General features: G+C 35.5%; 20 protein-coding genes and 1 tRNA gene. 2 read left to right on the top strand and 19 right to left on the bottom strand.

Annotated elements, in window-relative coordinates:
- Window position 1 precedes the first annotated feature (1 nt).
- The 4 genes from BLQ66_RS01350 to BLQ66_RS01335 are packed head-to-tail and all read right to left on the bottom strand — an operon-like array spanning window position 2 to window position 2,893.
- Window positions 2-709: a thioesterase II family protein gene (locus tag BLQ66_RS01350; RefSeq protein WP_074520569.1), complete on the bottom strand. Its 708-nt coding sequence runs from the start codon at window positions 707-709 to the stop codon at window positions 2-4.
- A gap of 8 nt (window positions 710-717) precedes the next feature.
- Window positions 718-1,590, bottom strand: coding sequence for a thioesterase II family protein (locus BLQ66_RS01345; protein ID WP_074520568.1), 873 nt, complete (start codon window positions 1,588-1,590; stop codon window positions 718-720).
- 39 nt (window positions 1,591-1,629) lie between these two features.
- The gene (locus BLQ66_RS01340) at window positions 1,630-2,406 is read right to left on the bottom strand and encodes an SDR family NAD(P)-dependent oxidoreductase (protein WP_074520567.1); all 777 of its coding nucleotides are present in this window, start codon (window positions 2,404-2,406) and stop codon (window positions 1,630-1,632) included.
- A complete protein-coding gene (locus tag BLQ66_RS01335; protein ID WP_074520566.1) occupies window positions 2,390-2,893 on the bottom strand; it encodes a GNAT family N-acetyltransferase in 504 nt (167 codons plus the stop codon). The genes BLQ66_RS01340 and BLQ66_RS01335 overlap by 17 nt, the downstream gene beginning before the upstream one ends.
- Before the next feature lie 154 nt (window positions 2,894-3,047).
- Between BLQ66_RS01335 and BLQ66_RS01330 the strand changes: the two genes are divergently transcribed.
- Window positions 3,048-3,641 carry a 4'-phosphopantetheinyl transferase family protein gene (locus tag BLQ66_RS01330; protein WP_083330218.1) on the top strand — a complete coding sequence of 198 codons (594 nt, stop codon included), beginning with the start codon at window positions 3,048-3,050 and terminating at the stop codon, window positions 3,639-3,641.
- A 12-nt stretch (window positions 3,642-3,653) separates the two neighbouring features.
- Here BLQ66_RS01330 and BLQ66_RS01325 read toward each other — a convergent pair whose 3' ends face one another.
- Window positions 3,654-4,592 (bottom strand): L,D-transpeptidase family protein, encoded by a 939-nt coding sequence (locus tag BLQ66_RS01325; protein ID WP_074520564.1) that lies wholly within the window; start codon window positions 4,590-4,592, stop codon window positions 3,654-3,656.
- Window positions 4,593-4,760: 168 nt separating this feature from the next.
- On the opposite strand from BLQ66_RS01325, the gene BLQ66_RS01320 reads away from it, so the two are divergent.
- Window positions 4,761-4,835, top strand: a tRNA-Pro gene (locus tag BLQ66_RS01320).
- A gap of 70 nt (window positions 4,836-4,905) precedes the next feature.
- Here BLQ66_RS01320 and BLQ66_RS01315 read toward each other — a convergent pair.
- The 14 genes from BLQ66_RS01315 to pfkA form a co-directional block, all read right to left on the bottom strand.
- Window positions 4,906-5,313: a flavodoxin family protein gene (locus tag BLQ66_RS01315; protein WP_074520563.1), complete on the bottom strand. Its 408-nt coding sequence runs from the start codon at window positions 5,311-5,313 to the stop codon at window positions 4,906-4,908.
- 223 nt (window positions 5,314-5,536) lie between these two features.
- Window positions 5,537-7,087, bottom strand: coding sequence for a glutamate/gamma-aminobutyrate family transporter YjeM (gene yjeM, locus BLQ66_RS01310; protein ID WP_074520562.1), 1,551 nt, complete (start codon window positions 7,085-7,087; stop codon window positions 5,537-5,539).
- 268 nt (window positions 7,088-7,355) lie between these two features.
- Complete coding sequence (locus BLQ66_RS01305; protein ID WP_074520561.1) at window positions 7,356-8,309, bottom strand: L-lactate dehydrogenase; 954 nt, start codon at window positions 8,307-8,309, stop codon at window positions 7,356-7,358.
- Between the two features lie 144 nt (window positions 8,310-8,453).
- Window positions 8,454-8,798 carry a nitrous oxide-stimulated promoter family protein gene (locus BLQ66_RS01300; RefSeq protein WP_074520560.1) on the bottom strand — a complete coding sequence of 115 codons (345 nt, stop codon included), beginning with the start codon at window positions 8,796-8,798 and terminating at the stop codon, window positions 8,454-8,456.
- 175 nt (window positions 8,799-8,973) lie between these two features.
- Window positions 8,974-11,049, bottom strand: a complete 2,076-nt coding sequence (gene lysS / locus BLQ66_RS01295) for a lysine--tRNA ligase (protein ID WP_074520559.1) — start codon at window positions 11,047-11,049, stop codon at window positions 8,974-8,976.
- Window positions 11,050-11,156: 107 nt separating this feature from the next.
- Window positions 11,157-11,642 (bottom strand): transcription elongation factor GreA, encoded by a 486-nt coding sequence (gene greA / locus BLQ66_RS01290; RefSeq protein ID WP_074520558.1) that lies wholly within the window; start codon window positions 11,640-11,642, stop codon window positions 11,157-11,159.
- 131 nt (window positions 11,643-11,773) lie between these two features.
- The gene (dusB, locus tag BLQ66_RS01285; RefSeq protein ID WP_074520557.1) at window positions 11,774-12,745 is read right to left on the bottom strand and encodes a tRNA dihydrouridine synthase DusB; all 972 of its coding nucleotides are present in this window, start codon (window positions 12,743-12,745) and stop codon (window positions 11,774-11,776) included.
- Between the two features lies 1 nt (window position 12,746).
- The gene (locus BLQ66_RS01280; RefSeq protein WP_027431753.1) at window positions 12,747-13,073 is read right to left on the bottom strand and encodes a DUF6145 family protein; all 327 of its coding nucleotides are present in this window, start codon (window positions 13,071-13,073) and stop codon (window positions 12,747-12,749) included.
- The gene (locus BLQ66_RS01275; protein ID WP_074520556.1) at window positions 13,066-14,052 is read right to left on the bottom strand and encodes a biotin--[acetyl-CoA-carboxylase] ligase; all 987 of its coding nucleotides are present in this window, start codon (window positions 14,050-14,052) and stop codon (window positions 13,066-13,068) included. Before BLQ66_RS01275 ends, BLQ66_RS01280 begins: the two co-directional genes overlap by 8 nt.
- Window positions 14,052-14,336 carry a DUF6637 family protein gene (locus BLQ66_RS01270; protein WP_027431751.1) on the bottom strand — a complete coding sequence of 95 codons (285 nt, stop codon included), beginning with the start codon at window positions 14,334-14,336 and terminating at the stop codon, window positions 14,052-14,054. Before BLQ66_RS01270 ends, BLQ66_RS01275 begins: the two co-directional genes overlap by 1 nt.
- Before the next feature lie 64 nt (window positions 14,337-14,400).
- Window positions 14,401-15,399, bottom strand: a complete 999-nt coding sequence (argF, locus tag BLQ66_RS01265; RefSeq protein WP_074520555.1) for an ornithine carbamoyltransferase — start codon at window positions 15,397-15,399, stop codon at window positions 14,401-14,403.
- A 154-nt stretch (window positions 15,400-15,553) separates the two neighbouring features.
- Window positions 15,554-16,567, bottom strand: a complete 1,014-nt coding sequence (locus tag BLQ66_RS01260) for a cell wall hydrolase (protein ID WP_074520554.1) — start codon at window positions 16,565-16,567, stop codon at window positions 15,554-15,556.
- A gap of 234 nt (window positions 16,568-16,801) precedes the next feature.
- Window positions 16,802-17,617, bottom strand: a complete 816-nt coding sequence (locus tag BLQ66_RS01255; protein WP_074520553.1) for a TrmH family RNA methyltransferase — start codon at window positions 17,615-17,617, stop codon at window positions 16,802-16,804.
- Window positions 17,618-17,810: 193 nt separating this feature from the next.
- The gene (gene pfkA, locus BLQ66_RS01250; protein ID WP_027431747.1) at window positions 17,811-18,785 is read right to left on the bottom strand and encodes a 6-phosphofructokinase; all 975 of its coding nucleotides are present in this window, start codon (window positions 18,783-18,785) and stop codon (window positions 17,811-17,813) included.
- Window positions 18,786-18,927 lie beyond the last annotated feature (142 nt).

The raw sequence follows: 18,927 nt of genomic DNA, 5'->3' as shown, positions 1-18,927 counted from the left end.
TCTAAATACACCCTAGTTCTAGTTCATTATTTATAAAGCTAATTAAATCCTTTTGTTTATCATGCAGATAAAAATGACTACCTTCCACCACTTTTATTGTTGGTTTGTTTTTAAAATATGGCTTCCAATCCTTAAGTTCTTCTACCGAAACCTCAGCATCATGATCTCCACAAATTATACTTCCGTAGGCAGGTAAATTTTCTTCAAAAGCCTTATGGGGAACATAGCTTTGCAACACTCTTAAATCTTTTATGCAAATATCAAGAAAATACTTAGCTATTTCATCGTTTTCCAAAATAATATCCGGAACTCCACCTAGTTCTTTTAAGAATTCCATCCCATGCTTTTCACAGTTTTCATAGTGTCCCTTAACCACTCTTATTGGTGGCTTTTGACCTGAAATAAAAACGTGATAAGGATATAAATTGTATTCCTTTTGAAGTCGGCAAGCTGTCTCATAAGCAACAAATGCTCCCATACTATGTCCAAATAATACAAATTCTTTTGTTTTTACATTTGCCTTAACAATCTGTTTACATGCATCTTCTACACATTCGTCAAAGCTTTTATATCCTTCTTTTTTACATTTTCTACCTCGGCCTGGATATTCAAATAAGTACACCTCATCTATTCCCTTTAAACTCTGAGGCTTTAAAAAGGAATAGTAAGTCGACATACCTCCTGCATGACAAAAACAAAACATCTTCATAGATATCTTTAACTTACCTTCTTTTCATAATTTTCTACGATTCTATTTATGATTGGTATGCAATTTTGATAACCATCTATTAGAATCAAATGGCCTCCATCAATTACCTCTAAATCAAACTGTTTTCCACTAACTCTTTCCCAGCCCTTAACTTCTGATAAGAGAGTCATTGTATCTCTGTTTCCTGCAAAAACTGTCATGTCTGATTCGATTTTGAAATAATCATTTTTCTGACCTTGATACTTTTGAACTATTTTTTGATCTATGTCTAAAAGATCCATTGTATGATTAGCAAATTCCAATGCCTTACAACGATCAAAATAGATTTCTTTATTATTTTCATAATCCTCAAAGAGTTCCTGTGGAGTGATTTCCAAAATTTTCCCAGCTGTTTCATAATTCTTATAACAAATGCTAGTAAACTTTCTTACAAACTCTTCCATTTCTTCCTGACTCCTAAATAAAGCAGGATGAAAATATCTCTTTAAAGTTTCTTGTAGTTCTTCTTCTCTATTTCTATCTGAAAAAATAGAAGTCTTATAAGTATTTCCATCTGGTGGATCACTTGCACAAAAATACACTCTAAATGGAAGCTTCATACCTGAGGCTTTTATTCTTCTATATAATTCATAACCTGCTACTGCACCAAAACAATAACCTAAAATCATATAGTCATCTCCTTCTTCTAGCTGACTTTGGAGATTTCTTAATAAATCATCTGCAACTGCTTCCATGTTATCTAGCGACTGTTCTTTTCGTCTTAGGCCTCTTCCTGGCACTTCTAATAGACAAAGCTTTATTCTTTTGTCTAATAACTTCATCCAAGGAAGATATGCTGTTGCAGAAGCTGCTCCACCTGGAATGCAAAATAACTTAACCATAATTTTCCTCTCTTTTTATTTATACTTGACTATAAACTTCTAAATATAACTTGAAGTTGTCATTCCTCCATCAATAGCTATACACTGCCCTGTTATGTAAGAAGCTATATCCGATGCAAGAAACATTATTGGATAAACTACTTCTTCAAGTTTTCCAAATCTTGCTATAGGAATCTGTTTATTATATGTAGCAACCACTACCTTATTTTCCATAATGTCTTTTGTCATCTCGGATTCAAATAAACCTGGGCATACTGCATTTACTGTAATTCCATCCTTAGCATATGTTGATGACATACCTCTTGTAAGGCCACACACACCTGCTTTTGATGCATTATAAGCATGTCTCGCAAGGGTTTTTGATGCCACTAAGGCATTAACAGATGCTATGTTTATTATTCTTCCATATTTATTTTTCTTCATATTAGGGATAACTTGACCTGAAATATACGCAGTAGCATTTAAATTTGTATCTATCTGTTTACTCCATTCATCAGTTAAGGACTCTTCAACAGATAATGGATTAGCAAGACCTGCGCAATTAATTAGAACATCAACCTCTCCAAGGTTTTCTTTTAAAAAATATAATAAAGCATCTACTTCAGCTTTTTTTGTTATATCAGCCGAATAGCAATAGCATTGTTCATTATTACAAGGCATTAGATTTTTTGTTTCTTCTAACTTTTCTATTCGCCTACCTACTATGCAAACTTTTGCACCAGCTTCTATCATTGCGATAGCCAATGCTCTTCCTATTCCTGAACCTGCTCCAGTTATTAATACATTTTTACCGCTAAAATTAAATACTTCCTTCATATCTTTTTAACTCTTTTCCCATAAGATATTCTTTTAATTCTTTCCTATATAATCCTTTTAATTCTCCTTGTTTTTTATAACCTTGTCCCACATACAGCTTAGTAGCTTTTTCATTCTTCTCATTAACTAATAAAAACACTTTGTTCTTAATTAATGATTTGCCATTATCTTCAAGAGCTTCTTTTTCAAATAGTTCTAACAAAGCTCTACCATAACCTTTAGCTTGAAATTCCTTTTTAACAACAATTAAATGCAAATAAGGAAAAGCATGGAAAATTCCTTTTTTATTAAACCAAAGTACACCAATATCTTCATTGATATCTTCATCTTTAATCAAATATATCTCATCGATATTCTTTGCTTCTTCTAATTCCTTTTCCAAGAATTTTCCGCTTGGATAATATAGGTCGGCTAACTCAGTATCCATTATGATACTCAAAAACTGATCTAGATTTTCAAAATTATACTTTTGTTTCTTGAGTTTCATGCAACTACCTCCAGTTAGTTTCCTCAAATATGTTAGACGTTCCTAACCTATTTGTCAATAAAAAATGTCAGCATTTTTATTTTAATTTTATTATTGATATTTTTTATCAATTAAATAACTTTATTTTATTTTCTCAGTGTAATAATATTAAGAAATGGAAACTATTTTTTATTTATGTAAATGCGAAACTAAACAATGGTCTAAAACGGAAACTCTTCTTTTGACACATCTTTCAGATGAAAGACAAAACAAAATTTTAAATTATAGACAAGATAAAGATAGAATTCGTTCTCTTTATTCTAGTATTCTTATTAGACTCACTTTGATGCGAATTTATAAATGCAAAAATACAGATTTAAAATTTAAAATTGGAAAATATGGGAAACCCTTTTTATCAAATGATAATAAGATAAAGTTTAATCTATCTCACTCTGAAGATTATATTTTTCTTGGAATATCGGAAAAGCTTATTGGCGTAGATATTGAAAAAATAAGACATTATGATAATGCAATAATCTATAATTGCTTTCATCCTTTAGAAATTGACTATATACAGAAAGCTAGAAACAAAGATCTAGCTTTCTGTATTGTTTGGACTAGAAAAGAAGCATATTTTAAATGTATCGGTACGGGACTATCAAAAGAGATAAAGCATATTAATACACTTAACCCAGGTAAAAGCTTTACAATAAAAACTAACCTTATTGATAGCTATGCCTATTCCATATGTTTATATGAATCAAATTAGGAATATTTAGCATTAATATCCCCCTATATTCTCCTTATTATCAATTAGAATCTTACAGCCCGGGCCCACGTTTCTTATAATTGTAAGCATATTTTCCTCAGGCACCGCTATGCATCCTGCTGTTGCTCGTCCATTGCTTACATGAACAAAGAAGGCAGAGCCTTTGCCTGGGATGCAACTTGCATTGTAATTAAAGGCCAAAACGTAGCTATAAACAGCTACTTCAGAAATGTGCTCAGCACTTGTCCAATCTGGGGTCACCTCATTAGTTGTGACAAATTTGTTGTAATATGCAGAGTTTACATCATCCACCCAGTAGTAGCTGTCATCACATTGGGTGTAGGAAAGTAGGGCTCCCGGATTTGCTGCATTTCCAAAAGCAAAGGTAAAATCATAGACTCCACTTGGGGTCTTTTTCATTCCCTCTGCGGTTTCGCCTACTCCTGCAGAACCTACGTAGCCATTACATACTAGAATCTGCTGCCAATTTCCAGAGGCATCCTTATTATGAAGTGAAACTTCAGCTCTTGAGCCACTTGCAGATACTACTAACAACTGATTAGTTGTAGATGCAATATTTAAATAGCTTACGAAATCTTTAGTCTCCTCCACTGTACTTTCTTGAACTGCTACTGTTTCTTCAGCAGGTGTAATTGTATTATTAGCTAAATAAGCATTTTCACTTGCTTTTGTTGTAGCCTCTGTTGTTTCTTCCTCTTTAGTTTGTGCTTCTAGCGCTAATTCCTTTGCCTGACGATTCAAGGCATAGTTATGCCTTTCGCCCTCCCTATTAAGGTGCATTAAATCCACTTGTTCTTTTTTCATCTCTTGAAAATTTAAATTGTAAGCTAGCTCCTCGTTTACTCCTTCAGAGTCCACTTCTCCCTTACAAGCTACTAAATTAGGGACAAAAAGCCCTATGATTACTAGCATTTTAAAGTGTTTATTCATATTGATCACGCTCTTTCCTTAAACTATATTAATTATAGTATATATTTAATATCAATACAATTAATTCTACAGCTAAAAAATGCCAGAAATTCCTCAAAATCCCCTTGACTTTATCCTCAAATATGGTATTCTATTAAACGTCGCTAAAACAGTAAATAAGCACACTTACGGGGTGTGGCTCAGCTTGGCTAGAGCGCTTGATTTGGGATCAAGAGGTCGCAGGTTCGAATCCTGTCACCCCGACTATAAAAAAGCCGTGAACATTAACATGTTCACGGCTTTTTTTGAATCATTAATTATTTATTTGAGTCTTTTACTTATACTGTCTTACGAAATCTACTGCAGCAATAATATCATTGGCATTAGGTCTACCCTTGTGGATTCCCTTAAATTCGCCTTTGCAGTGGAATTCCTTAGTATCCATTGCTACGCCAACCTTATCAGCTTCTGCCTTAACTTTCTTATAAGTTGAGTTTAACATAGCTGCTGAACCAAAGTTTACAATCTTTCCTACCTTATCCTTAGATAATGTTGAAATAAATTTCTTTACCTCAGGATCTATGTTAAATGCATAGTATGAATTTCCTAAAAATAAATAATCTACTGCTTCTTTTACAGGTTCTGATATTGGAAGAGCCTCTACTCCTAATTCCTTAGCCATTGCTTCTGCCATTCTCTTAGTATTACCTGTTCTAGTATAATATCTTACTGCATACTTCATAAAATAATCTCCTTTTAATTTAAATTGCATACATTCTTATTGCGTACAATGTATATATTTATAATATCACTTTTTACTAATATTTCAAGGCTTAAATTCTAAAAAATTTATTAGAGATAACCGGCATAGATACATTTTCATAAAAGAAAAGGCGCTATCTACCGGGCCTAAAGCCTTTCGATAACGCCTCTATCTCTAAATCATAAAGATCTATATTCTTAAATTATGCATCAGCATTAGCTTCGTCTTCTTTAACGTTAGCTGATACTGTATCTGAATTCTTTGCCATCTTCTTCTCGTAGCGAGTATACATAATCCAAGCAACGATACCAAAGATTACTGGACCACTAAGTGACCAGAATGTTGTTAAATAATCACCGTCAATAGCTGGCTGGATGATAGCGAATACATTTGCTAAAAGAAGTGTGATTGTTACTAAATATCCCCAGAAATTAGCTGATTTCTGTGACTTGTAAACTTCGAAACTTCTATCTACATTCTTTAACTTCTTGAATGCAGGGAATGCAAATGAGATGAACATATATGGTACTGTCATACCTACGTTAACCATTGCAGTTAAGATTAAGAAGAACTGCTGCATATTGTCACCACCAAAGGATACTAAGAGGATTAATGCACATACGATTACACACTGAATCCACATAGCATGTCTTGGCATACCGTCTTCATCAACAACACCCATCTTACCAGGCCATAATTCCTTAGGAGTACCATCGATAATCTGCTTGATTGTTGAATAAACAAGTGTAAATAAAGCACCTAAAAGGGCAAGTAACATAATAAATGCATATACTCTAGCAAAAATGTTAGCAAGTAAAGCCTGAGTTCCTACTGACATACCAAATGCCTTACCAAATGCTGCTGCAAAGTTTGACATAATTACATATGATACGTTACCAAGTGTAATTGAGTCAGAACCAAGAATTTCATTATAGTTAGTAAATGAACCTACTAACATAATAAGAAGTGCATAACCAACTACGATTACCATAGCTGCTGTAATAATTCCCTTAGGGAAGTTTTTCTTAGGATTTTCTGTCTTATCAACAAGTCCACCTACAGCTTCAATTCCGCCGTATGCAAATAATGCATATACAATAAATGATAAAATCATAATTGGGCTACCCTGATATGCTGCATTAAGTGGAGTCTTAAGTGACTCTAAGCCAGCAAAAGGCTGCTCTAACTGACCATGACGAGCAATGATCATTACGATAGAACCTACAACTACTAAAATGTTAATTGTAAGAACTGCTGTACCACCAATTGATGTAACCTTACTAATCTTATCAATACCCTTTGTTACAAAGTATGTGATTAAGATAAAGAAAATTACTGCCATTACACCAAGTAATCTTGTACCTGATAATAAATCAATACCAAATAAAGACCATTCGCTTGTGCAATCCTTACCAAAAATTACGTTAGATACTGGTACCCAAATACCAGAAGATACATTAACCATCCATAATACATAAGATGTGTACCACATAAATGTACCGATAAATGCGTACTTAGGTCCTACGGACTTACACATCCATGAGTACATACCACCTTTTTCTTCTCTGAAAGTTGAACCAAATTCTGCCACCATAAAGGCAAAAGGAATGAAAAATAAGATACCTGCAACTACAAACCAAGGAATTGCTGCATATCCCATTAGATAATAAGATCTAGGGATGTTATTAAATCCATAGACTGATGTGAAAATCATCAAGATTAGGGCCATGAGCCCAAGTTTTTTCTCTTTCATACTTTACATATGATGCATAACCAACTCGCACCATATCTCCTTCCTTGTTTTTATTTAGTAATAACTTATTCTAATCTTTGCAAATGCAACTCTTAATCAAAATCAGAATAAGACTATTATTAAACCAATTTGAAAATATAATACTATCGATTTACATCATTTACTACATAACCACTTTAGCGTACAAACGCGTTTACACATTATACATTAAAAACAAAATTCTTGCAAGTTAGCTATTTAAAGCCAAAACCTGCAAGAATTTTAGATTTTAAATATTTAGGTCCTTGTAAAAGCTTCTTATAACTTCAGCTGAATGAGCCAATTCCTTAGCTTCTTCATCACGAAGTCTAATTTCTACAATTTCTTTAGCACCATCTGCATTAAGTATTGTTGGTACGCTAAAGTATAAATCCTTAATTCCATATTCACCATTTAACTTTACTGATACAGGTAGGATTCTGTTCTCATTAAAGAGAATAGACTTAACAATAGCAGTTGTTGAAGCTGCAATACCATAGCAAGTATTTCCCTTTCTTGTAAAGATTTCCCAACCGCTCTTCTTAGACCAATCAAGTAATTTTTCCTTAGTAATATCGCTAGATCTTTCGCTATTATCTGATAATACATCAGCTAAATGCTTACCGCCAATAGTGGCGCTTTCCCATGCCATTGTTTCTGTATCTCCATGCTCTCCAATAACAAAAGCCTCAACACTCTTAGCATCTAGGTCATAAGTCTGTGCTAATTTACAGCAAACTCTTGCTGTATCAAGGGCTGTACCTGAGCCTATAACGTGATTTGCTGGAAGCTTTGATAATTTCTGTACATAATATGTCATAATGTCCACAGGATTAGAAACTACAATAAAGATACCATTAAATCCACTCTCCATTACAGATGTTACAATGGATTTTATAATGTTCATACTTGGAGCTAACATCTCAAGTCTACTATTGCTATCCTTAGGCATTGGTGCTGCAGCTGTAATAATTACAATATCTGCATCCTTACACTCACCATAATCTCCTGCATGAATATTAATATTTCTATTAAGGAAATACATTGCATGCTGCATATCAAGTGCTTCAGCATAAGCCTTTTCCTTATTAACATCAATTAAAACAACCTCTCCACATATGCCCTGATTTATTATACTATATGCTGTATTAGCGCCTACATTTCCTGCACCCACTACAACTACCTTAGAAGTCTTAAAACTCATGAAATCCTCCTTTAACAACTAATTCTTGTAAATGTATTTTTCATGCCCCATTATAACACTTCAATATTTCTTTCATATGCTATAAAGAAAAGAACTAAGAATATTAGTTAATTACTGGCTCTAGCATTAATTTTATAAAACCAATTATGCTGAAAGCTTAAGTCTTTTCTTTTCCTTTTTACTTTCTATAAGATGTTTTAGACACATAACAGGATGAACAAAAAGCATTCTAGGTCCTGAATAACGCATTACAATTCGTATCTTTTCACGCATTTCAGGCTTATAGCAATGCACTTTACAATTGCTACAGAAAGTCTTCGTCTCCATAAAAGGACAGTTATTAACACGTGAAATTGCGTAATTTAATAGACTTTTACATTCAGGGCATAATTCATCATTATGCTTTTTATGATTTTTCTTACAATAAAATCTTATCATTTCTGTTACAGTTTCTTTTTCTCTTCCTCTTTTTTCCTCTGTCTTATTCATATTTTCCTCCAACTTATGAGTAGGCTATCCATTAATTTAAATTCCCACAAGGATTAGCTTTAACAACTAGAATTATATCACTAAAAACTTCAATAAAAAAACCGACCTTTAAAATTAGATTATATATCTAACTTTAAAAGTCGGTTTAAATTTACTTTTATATTATTTTTTTATTCTAGTATAACTTAGCACCAGCTGGAATGTGGTTATCAATCATAAGAAGGTGAAGTTCTTCATCCTCTGAATTCTTAAGGTTATTAACAGCTGATAATAACATGCCGCATGATTCAATACCCATCATCTTTCTTGGTGGAAGATTTGTAATAGCTACAAGTGTCTTTCCAACAAGTTCCTCTGGTTCATAGTAAGCGTGAATACCAGAAAGGATTGTTCTATCTGTGCCTGTACCATCATCTAATGTAAACTGTAATAACTTCTTAGACTTTGGAACTGCTACACAAGCCTTAACCTTAACTGCTCTAAAGTCTGACTTGCTAAATGTATCAAAATCAACATCTTCTTCAAATAATGGCTCAACAGCTACATTGCTAAAGTCAATCTGCTTGTTTGGTGTAAAGAAACCGTTATTATTATTAGCTGAAGATGAGCTAGACTTTGTTGGGTTCTGGCTCTTAAGTGTAGGGAAGAGAAGTACATCTCTAATAGCTGGGCTATCTGTTAAGAGCATTGTTAATCTATCAATACCATAACCGATACCGCCTGTAGGTGGCATACCGATTTCAAGGGCATTTAAGAAGTCCTCATCAGTATGTTCAGCTTCGTCATCACCAGCTGCTGCATTAGCATCCTGAGCTGCGAAACGTTCACGCTGATCAATAGGATCATTTAATTCTGAATATGCATTACACATTTCCCATGTATTACAGAAGAGCTCGAAACGCTCTACCTTAGAAGGATCTGTAGGCTTCTTCTTAGTTAATGGAGAAATCTCAATTGGATGATCTGTAATGAATGTAGGCTGAATTAAGTTCTCTTCAACATATTCCTCGAAGAATAAGTTAAGGATATCACCCTTCTTATGGAATTCTTCAAATTCAATTCCTCTTTCAGTAGCTAAAGCCTTAGCTGCCTCATCATCAGCAACTTCATCAAAATCAACACCAGCATACTTCTTTACAGCTTCTGTCATAGTCATTCTTGCAAATGGCTTGCCAAGGTCGATTTCCTTACCCTGGTATGTGATCTTAGTTGTTCCACAAACCTTCTCAGCTAAGTAACGGAACATAGACTCTGTAAGTTCCATCATACCTTCGTAATCTGTATATGCCTGATATAACTCCATAAGAGTAAATTCAGGGTTGTGACGTGTATCAACACCTTCATTTCTAAATACTCTACCGATTTCGAATACTCTCTCTAAGCCACCAACAATAAGTCTCTTTAGGTAAAGCTCAAGAGAAATACGAAGCTTAACATCTTCATCAAGTGAGTTATAGTGAGTTTCAAATGGTCTAGCAGCAGCACCACCAGCGTTGTGAACAAGCATAGGTGTCTCTACTTCCATGAAATCTCTATCAGCAAGGAAGTTTCTGATTTCTCTAATAATCTTAGAACGCTTAACAAATACTGCTCTTGAATCTTCGTTCATAATTAAATCAAGATATCTCTGACGATAAATTGTATCTGTATCTGTAAGTCCGTGGAACTTCTCTGGTAGAATCTGAAGTGACTTAGATAAAAGTGTCATCTCTGTAGCGTGAATAGAAACTTCTCCAGTCATAGTTCTGAAAATGTATCCCTTAACGCCGTAAATATCACCGATATCTGACTTCTTAAAATCAGCATAAGCTTCATCGCCTAATGCATCCTTAGATACATAAACCTGAATCTTACCCTTTAAATCCTGAATATTAGCAAAAGAAGCTTTACCCATGACACGCTTGAAAAGCATTCTACCAGCGATAGAAACATTAATTGGCTGTGCATCAAGTAAGGCACGACGTGCATTATATGCTTCTTTCTTTGCCTGGCGATAAGCACTGATTGTCTCATTGTCTGCACCTTCTGCAGGTTCAACAAGTTCAGGCTCTGTATAATCTTTTAAAATTTCCTTTTCATGTTCTTCATAAAGACTCTTTACTTCATCTGTGTGATGTGTCTGATCAAATTTAGTAATCTGAAAAGGATCCTTTCCTTCTGCCTGTAAATTGGCTAACTTTTCATGACGAACCTTTACTAACTGGTTTAAGTCCTGCTGCTGTTCGCCCTTATTCTGACTATTATCTGCCATGGTTACTCTCCTTTATAAATTTATATATTAACCGAAAACATGCTGTCCTCTCCTATCAGAGAAGACAGCAATTAAATTCAGCTTAATTAGCATTTAGTAAATAGTAATTAGTTGTTCTTTACTGCAACAATCTTGTATTCAATCTCACCAACAGGAGCTGCAACCTTAACTGTTGCACCAACCTTCTGTCCCATAAGAGCTGAACCAAGAGGTGATTCATTAGAAATCTTATTGTTTAATGAATCTGCTTCAGAAGAACCAACTATTGTATAAACAATATCTCCGTCTTCTGGGTAATCAACATCCTGAAGTGTAACTTCACTTTCAAGCTTAACTACCTTCTTACCACCCTTAGTATCATCCTGAATTACTTCAGCGTTACTAAGAATCTCTTCGAGTTCTGCGATCTGAGCTTCGATATCTCTTTGCTCATCCTTTGCTGCATCATATTCAGCATTCTCTGATAAATCGCCCTGTTCTCTAGCTTCCTTAAGCTTCTGAGCAACTTCTTTTCTTCTAACAACCTTTAATTCTTCGAGTAATGCTACTCTCTCTTCATATCCTTTTTTTGTAAGTAACTGTTTCTCTGCCATAGTTCTCACCTTTCGTAATCACAAAATTAATATTTATTGGCTCCTATCCCAAAGCTCGTCACAACATTATAAACTATGCTATTCTCATTGTCAATCACATAGCCTATAACCTAACTTTGTAGGCTCTAAGATTAAGCAATTATCTCTTTTCTCATTTTCTCTACAAGTTCAACCATTGCATCAAGACTAGTCACATGATTAGCCTCATTTCTTAAGTACGCTGCATGCTTAATTCCAGCTGTATACCAGGCAAAATGTTTACGCATCTCTCTAATTCCTGTAAACTCGCCCTTATACTCGCACAGACTTGTGGCATGTTTAATTATCATATCGCAGATTTCATCATAACTTGGCTTAGGGATTATCTCACCTGTTTCAAGATAAGTCTTTATCTCTTTAAAAATCCAAGGATTACCTCTTGCTGCTCTACCAATCATTACACCATCACAACCGGTCTCTTCAAGCATTTTCTTAGCACTAGGCCCAGATACCACGTCTCCATTTCCCCAAACAGGAATGGATACTCTATCCTTAACAGCCTTAATAACGCTCCAATCTGCCTTGCCGGAATAGTACTGAGCTCTAGTTCTACCATGAACTGCTACAGCCGCACCCCCACACTCTTCAATGATGTGGGCAATTTCTGGGGCATTGATACAAGTATCATCAAAGCCTGTTCTGATTTTGAAAGTCACAGGAATCGGACATTTCTTAGCCATTACTGTAACAATCTCCTCTACAAGCTTAGGATTTTTCATAAGGGATGAACCCTCACCGTTATTAACTACCTTTGGTACAGGACAACCCATATTCACATCAATAATGTCAGGCTTTTTCTCCTCTGCAATTTTCAAACTCATCTCCGCCATAATATCTGGGTCTGAGCCAAAAAGCTGAATTGCAATAGGATGCTCACTCTTGTCCATAACCATCAGCTCATCTGTATTTTTATTATTATATAAAATGGCTTTCGCGCTCACCATCTCAGTTACAAGATAGCCACAGCCCATCTCCTTACTTAGGAGTCTATAAGGCAAATCCGTAACACCTGCCATTGGCGCAAGAGCCACATTTGTATCGATTTTTACATTGCCTATTAACATCTTAAACCTCACCTAAGAAGAACACCTTGTAAAACATCTCAAGGGACTCTAATAACTCAGCCTTCTCCTTTTGAGCTCTGTTAACTAGCATTCCACAGGCAATATCATCGTATAAAAGGTCGCCTTCGTCAGCTTGTGACTTAAAAAGAAGGTTACCCTCTTCATCAAATTCCATGCTTAAAATTCCACCGACCTCTTCAGTGAAAAGCACACACATAATCTTTAAATCATCCTTAACATCGTCAGGAAGTTTGTCAAATTCAGGGTTAAAATAATATTTTTTATCATATGAATTTGAAACACATAAAACAATATTCTCATCAAACATAACCGTATAAACCTCTTACCGACACCTCTCCGGCTCTAATAACCTTAAGGTCGCCGTCCTTTAATTTTATTATTAATTCCCCCATTGAATTTATGCCAACGGCAGTGCCGCTAATAGCAAGCTCGCCAGATGTCACAACTTCTCTTCCCTTGTTTATTAACATAGCGTCATATTCAGTCACCAAAGATGAAAGGTCCTTTTCTTTCATAAACTTTTTGTAGAAGTAATTGAATTCTTTTGAAAATGCAACGACCAATTCACTTCTCTTAACCTTGACGCCAGTCTCTTTAAGTATTGAACTTGCTATATCGCTTAACTCCTCTGGGAAATCAAGAGTATTAACATTAAGTCCAACACCTATTACCACATAGTGAATATATTCTAACTCAGCACTCATCTCTGTTAGAATACCGCAAATCTTCTTGCCATTTAAAACAATATCGTTCGGCCATTTAATCATACAATCCGACTCTGGCAAGACATCTGTAATAGCTGCCTTAACTGCCATAGCTGTTACGATTGTAAGCATTGAAGCACTTGCAGGTGTAATGTCTGGTTTGAATAAAAGCGACATCCAAATTCCAGACCCACTAGGTGAAACCCAGTTTCTACCTCGTCTGCCACGACCTCCCGTCTGACTTTCGCAAATAAATAATTTAGCCTTATCCCTAATTGTATCGCCTTGTCTTTTGGCTTCGTTGTTAGTAGAATCAATCTCATCAAAAAAAACTACTTCGTCTACAAAGCCCTCCTTAAACATTGGCTCACTTTCAATCTCATAGTCTGTTAAAATATCCGGCGCTGAATTAATATGATAACCCTTATTGCTTACAGATTCAATATCATATCCTTCAGTTTTTAGCTGATTCATCTGCTTCCACACTGCAGTTCTAGAAACCCCAAGGCTTTCACAAAGTGCCTGTCCTGAAACATATGAATCATCTGCCTTTAAAACTCTTAGCACATCCTTCTTAGTCATTAAGCTATTGCTCTCCATGTCAAAATACAAAGAATTAATAATACCACAGCCACACCTGTAAGTATGCCGCCTTTTACTGGTTCATAAGTAACGTATTTCTTTACTGCATTGCTGCCATTAACAATAGCCCCTAGAAGAAACTCAATTGGGAAAAGCACCCCGCTTCTACCTCTAAGAAAAACAATGGCAATAAATATAACACATACCGCTACTGTCAAAATAATATTTAGATAGTCAATAAATTGCTTGGTTCTTGCATAAGAACCTGTTGTTGTAAATTGCATCTTTCCTCCTTAGGCTATTGTTACTAGTCTTTTTCTTTTATTTTTGAAAATGTATCTAACTCAATTAATCTGCGTAAGCACCAAGTGTTGCTGCCATAACAGCTTTGATTGTGTGCATACGATTCTCTGCTTCAGCAAATACCACTGACTTTTCTGACTCAAATACTTCGTCAGTAACTTCCATCTCATCAAGACCGAACTTATCATGGATTTCCTTGCCAATCTTAGTCTTAAGATCGTGGAAGGCTGGAAGACAATGCATAAAGATTGCGTCAGATGCTGCATTTGCAAAGGCCTCCTTATTCACCTGATATGGCTTTAAGGCCTTGATTCTCTCTTCCCAAACTTCATCAGGCTCACCCATTGAAACCCAAACATCAGTGTAGAGAACGTTAGCATCCTTTGTTGCCTCAGCTACTGACTCTGTAAGAGTTACAGAACCGCCGCTTTCCTTAGCCCAAGCTTCGCACTGTGCCACAAGCTCGGCATTAGGGAAATAGTCCTTGTTAGTGCAAGCAACGTAGTGAAGTCCAAGCTTTGCACAAACTATCATAAGGGAATTGCCCATATTGTAACGAGCATCACCCATATAAACAAATTTAACACCCTTTAATCTTCCAAGCTGCTCCTTAACTGTTAACATATCAGCTAGCATCTGTGTTGGATGATATTCGTTTGTTAAACCATTCCAAACTGGCACGTCAGAAAATTCAGCTAAAGCCTCAACTATCTCCTGACCGTAACCTCTATATTCGATACCTTCATACATGGATGAAAGCACTCTTGCTGTATCTGCAATACTTTCTTTCTTACCAATCTGAGAGCCTGTTGGATCAAGGTAAGTTGTTCCCATCCCTAAATCGTGGGCAGCTACTTCAAACGAGCAGCGAGTTCTAGTACTAGTCTTCTCAAAAATCAATGCAACATTCTTACCAAGAAGTGGCTGGTCAACAATGCCCTTCTTCTTCATGTCCTTAAGCTTTGCTGCAAGATCTATTAAATATAAAATCTCCTCCGCACTAAAATCCTTGAGGGTTAAAAAATCGCGTCCTTTTAAATTCATAAACCAATCCTCCATCAAATTTACACTTACTACTACTTGTCTTTAAAGGCAAATCCAATCACACCTATAAAGATTACACAATTATAACCCAATTCATAAATTTATGCAAAAAAAGAGCTATGAAAACCTTAGTCTTCATAGCTCCATGTTATATCTAGTAAAAAACGTGATTTCCAATAATCACATAATCCGAGATTGAACTTAAGTTCGCACTAGATACTGTTCTAAAGGATGTATAACTACCGATGTTATTAGTTCCTGAGATAGCTGCTAATGCTGCTGTCATACAGTCTGAATAATAAGGTCCAGTAGATAATCTGTTTGAAAATGCTGTTGAAGCACTTCCTGATCCAGTAGAAACTCCTGAAAATTGTGATCTTGCATAAACAACACTCTGAATTGTGCTGCCCCAGTAACCTGAACGAAGTCTATTTAAAACTACGTTAGCTACTGCAAGCTTTCCTTCATAGCTTTCTGTTCCTGCTTCCCAATCAACTATACATGCCAATATCCAAATTTCATCATCAGATAATGTTATTGTTGGGTTATAAGTAAAACTAGTTCCGTCAATTGTATTCGCTATAATTGCTGCTTTTCTTGCAGCCTCTGCCTCTTCTGCTGCTTTCTTTGCGGCTTCTGCCTCTTCTGCAGCCTTTCTTGCTGCCTCTGCCTCGGCTGCTTCCTGCGCTTCCTTAGCTTCAGCTTCTTCTACTGTGTAAGCTGTGAGAATCTGCGATTCATCAAGCTCCGATGCTATTGCTTCGGCCTCATCGCCGAACAATAAATATTGGGTCTGAACATAACCCTTTACGTTACCAGATGAGATCAATGTCCATCCATCTGATACTTCTTCTGTATCAACTGCAGTGTTCTCGTATAATCTTCCGACTAAGTCTGAATCTGCATTGGCCTCACTATAGACATCTAAGTAAGGACTTGTAATAGCAAGAGCTCTGTTATAAAAAGAGTTCTGCTCTGTCTCATATCCAGTTTCTACTTCTTCGCTAGTGTTAGCTGAATATGATGCGGTCTTAACCACGGTTTCAGTAATTGCACTTTTTTGTTCATAGGCAGTTCCAGCGTCTGCTATTACAGGTACTAACGGTGTTAAAGCAACAACCATTACTGCGCCTAAGTAACAAGCAGCCTTGGTACTTCTAAGTCTCATAAAGTATTTCCCTTTCCGGTGTTTTTTACACCTCAACAAAAATGTTACATAATTGTTACATTTTGTTACGGGATATGTTACCAAAATTACATTATTTTGTCAAATATGTTACAAATTCAGTAAAAAAGCGGCTTTGCGCCATATTGGAATTTTTAAGGTTTCCAAAAAATGTCACAAAACCGCTATACTTTTGGTTAATATTTTATTTTTTAACCAATTATTTTTCATGGTATTTTATAATCTTTGTCTTAATGCTTCATAGCTAAGAATTGTTGTAGCAATCGCTGCATTTAATGACTCAACTTCACCTTCCATTGGAATCTTTATAAGGGAGCTTGCTAAGGCACTAGCCTTATCTGTAAGTCCATTACCTTCATTGCCAATTAAAAAGGCTGTAGGCTTTGTAAAATCTGGGCCTGTGTAAACATTTTCCCCCTTAAGATGAGCCGCATAGGTATTGATACCTAAATCCTTTAGCTTTGAAATTGTTTCGTAAAAATCTTCCACATAAACGAAAGGCACACGATAAAGGGAGCCCATTGTGGATCTAATAGTCTTTGGATTGTAGACATCCACTGTGTTAGAGCTCATTATTACACCGGTTGCACCTGCTCCTTCTGCCATTCTAATTATGGTTCCAAGATTTCCTGGGTCCTGTAAATTTTCAAGACAAATAAGAAGAGGTGCTTTAATTTTATCATCACTTAAATCTTTATTAGTATTCTTTACTGATACTATATCTTCCAAGCTCTTATTTTCCATAGCTACTACTGCCATTATGCCCTGAGGTGTCTGAGTGTCTGACATCTTGCAAAATACGGTATTATCTACGATTTCTAGTTTATCTTCGTTTATTAAATCTAAAATTAACTTTTCATTATCCTTATAATAGTTCTCTGAGACATATACTTTTACTATTCTTTCCTTTGGAGCCTCTTTCACCATTCGAATTCCTTCTACAACAAATTCTTTAGAGGATTTTCTCTCCTTTGCCTTCTTATTTAAATTGATAATATGCTTAACTTGATTATTACTTGTACTTGTAATCATAGGAACCTCCTATTTTTTTAATACTTCTTACGCAAAACGCAGTTTTTTTGCCACTTTTTTGTGCCTAATTGGGGCAAATTATACGAAAAATTTTACTGCGTTTAAAAAAACGGTGCCGCATTGCGACACCGTCTAGTATAACATCTTAATAGAGTTTCTTCTATATTATATATGTTTTTCTTATTAGCTAAAATTATCTTGAAAGTAAGTTACTTACATCAAATTCATATTCGTTGATGTCCTTCTTCATAGCTAATGCTTCATCGATATCATAATCAATAAATGCACCATTCTTATAAGCTACTAATCTATTAGACTTTCCTTCGTTAAGAAGATCAACAGCATATGAACCCATGATTGAAGCATACATTCTATCCTTACATGTTGGAGAACCACCACGCTGCATGTAACCAAGGATTGTTGCTCTTGTTTCAATACCTGTTGCAGCTTCAATTCTTCTTGCCATACCAGTTGAATGACCGATACCTTCAGCATTAATAATTAAGTGATGCTTCTTACCCTTCTTACGACCTTCGATGATGTGGTTAATAATAGCCTGCTCATCACAGTCATATCTTTCTGGAAGTAAGATATCTTCAGCACCGTTAGCAATACCACACCAAAGTGCGATATAACCTGCGTTACGTCCCATAACTTCGATAATAGAACAACGCTCATGTGATGTAGATGTATCACGAATCTTATCGATAGCTTCCATAGCTGTGTTAACAGCTGTATCGAAACCAATTGTATATTCTGTACATGCAATATCAAGATCGATTGTACCTGGAACACCGATTGTGTTAATTCCATGTGCTGCAAGCTTTTGAGCACCTCTAAAAGAACCGTCACCACCAATGACAACCATGCCATCAATGCCAGCCTTTCTACAGTTCTCAACCGCCTTCTGAACACCTTCTTCTGTCATGAATTCTAGACATCTAGCTGTGTAGAGGATTGTACCACCCTTCTGAATAATATCAGAAACACTGTGTTTATCCATATCTACGATTTCATTATTAATAAGACCATTATAGCCTTTTTCTATACCCTTAACCTTAAGTCCCTTGTTGATAGCAGTTCTTACAACCGCTCTAATAGCAGCGTTCATTCCTGGAGCATCGCCACCACTTGTTAATACACCAATTGTCTTAATTTCCTTTGCCATATAATACCCTTTCCAATGGTTAAAAAAATATCAATCTCTATTTATAACTAACGCTACACCCTATAAAAATTTAATTTTTATAATTATTAGTTATCAACAAAATCTAACCATTTCACGTCCATTACCCTTATATGTTAACACA

Source organism: Lachnospira pectinoschiza (assembly GCF_900103815.1).
Lineage (GTDB): Bacteria > Bacillota > Clostridia > Lachnospirales > Lachnospiraceae > Lachnospira > Lachnospira pectinoschiza_B.
The sequence above is the reverse complement of the archived record's forward strand: the minus strand, read 5'-3'. Positions and strand labels throughout refer to the sequence as shown.

Excerpts from the sequence above, each read along its gene's own strand:
- BLQ66_RS01350 (WP_074520569.1), bottom strand. The coding sequence starts at position 709 with ATGAAGATGTTTTGTTTTTGTCATGCAGGAGGTATGTCGACTTACTAT.
- BLQ66_RS01345 (WP_074520568.1), bottom strand. The coding sequence starts at position 1,590 with ATGGTTAAGTTATTTTGCATTCCAGGTGGAGCAGCTTCTGCAACAGCA.
- BLQ66_RS01340 (WP_074520567.1), bottom strand. The coding sequence starts at position 2,406 with ATGAAGGAAGTATTTAATTTTAGCGGTAAAAATGTATTAATAACTGGA.
- BLQ66_RS01335 (WP_074520566.1), bottom strand. The coding sequence starts at position 2,893 with ATGAAACTCAAGAAACAAAAGTATAATTTTGAAAATCTAGATCAGTTT.
- BLQ66_RS01330 (WP_083330218.1), top strand. The coding sequence starts at position 3,048 with ATGGAAACTATTTTTTATTTATGTAAATGCGAAACTAAACAATGGTCT.
- BLQ66_RS01325 (WP_074520564.1), bottom strand. The coding sequence starts at position 4,592 with ATGAATAAACACTTTAAAATGCTAGTAATCATAGGGCTTTTTGTCCCT.
- BLQ66_RS01315 (WP_074520563.1), bottom strand. The coding sequence starts at position 5,313 with ATGAAGTATGCAGTAAGATATTATACTAGAACAGGTAATACTAAGAGA.
- yjeM (WP_074520562.1), bottom strand. The coding sequence starts at position 7,087 with ATGAAAGAGAAAAAACTTGGGCTCATGGCCCTAATCTTGATGATTTTC.
- BLQ66_RS01305 (WP_074520561.1), bottom strand. The coding sequence starts at position 8,309 with ATGAGTTTTAAGACTTCTAAGGTAGTTGTAGTGGGTGCAGGAAATGTA.
- BLQ66_RS01300 (WP_074520560.1), bottom strand. The coding sequence starts at position 8,798 with ATGAATAAGACAGAGGAAAAAAGAGGAAGAGAAAAAGAAACTGTAACA.
- lysS (WP_074520559.1), bottom strand. The coding sequence starts at position 11,049 with ATGGCAGATAATAGTCAGAATAAGGGCGAACAGCAGCAGGACTTAAAC.
- greA (WP_074520558.1), bottom strand. The coding sequence starts at position 11,642 with ATGGCAGAGAAACAGTTACTTACAAAAAAAGGATATGAAGAGAGAGTA.
- dusB (WP_074520557.1), bottom strand. The coding sequence starts at position 12,745 with ATGTTAATAGGCAATGTAAAAATCGATACAAATGTGGCTCTTGCGCCA.
- BLQ66_RS01280 (WP_027431753.1), bottom strand. The coding sequence starts at position 13,073 with ATGTTTGATGAGAATATTGTTTTATGTGTTTCAAATTCATATGATAAA.
- BLQ66_RS01275 (WP_074520556.1), bottom strand. The coding sequence starts at position 14,052 with ATGACTAAGAAGGATGTGCTAAGAGTTTTAAAGGCAGATGATTCATAT.
- BLQ66_RS01270 (WP_027431751.1), bottom strand. The coding sequence starts at position 14,336 with ATGCAATTTACAACAACAGGTTCTTATGCAAGAACCAAGCAATTTATT.
- argF (WP_074520555.1), bottom strand. The coding sequence starts at position 15,399 with ATGAATTTAAAAGGACGCGATTTTTTAACCCTCAAGGATTTTAGTGCG.
- BLQ66_RS01260 (WP_074520554.1), bottom strand. The coding sequence starts at position 16,567 with ATGAGACTTAGAAGTACCAAGGCTGCTTGTTACTTAGGCGCAGTAATG.
- BLQ66_RS01255 (WP_074520553.1), bottom strand. The coding sequence starts at position 17,617 with ATGATTACAAGTACAAGTAATAATCAAGTTAAGCATATTATCAATTTA.
- pfkA (WP_027431747.1), bottom strand. The coding sequence starts at position 18,785 with ATGGCAAAGGAAATTAAGACAATTGGTGTATTAACAAGTGGTGGCGAT.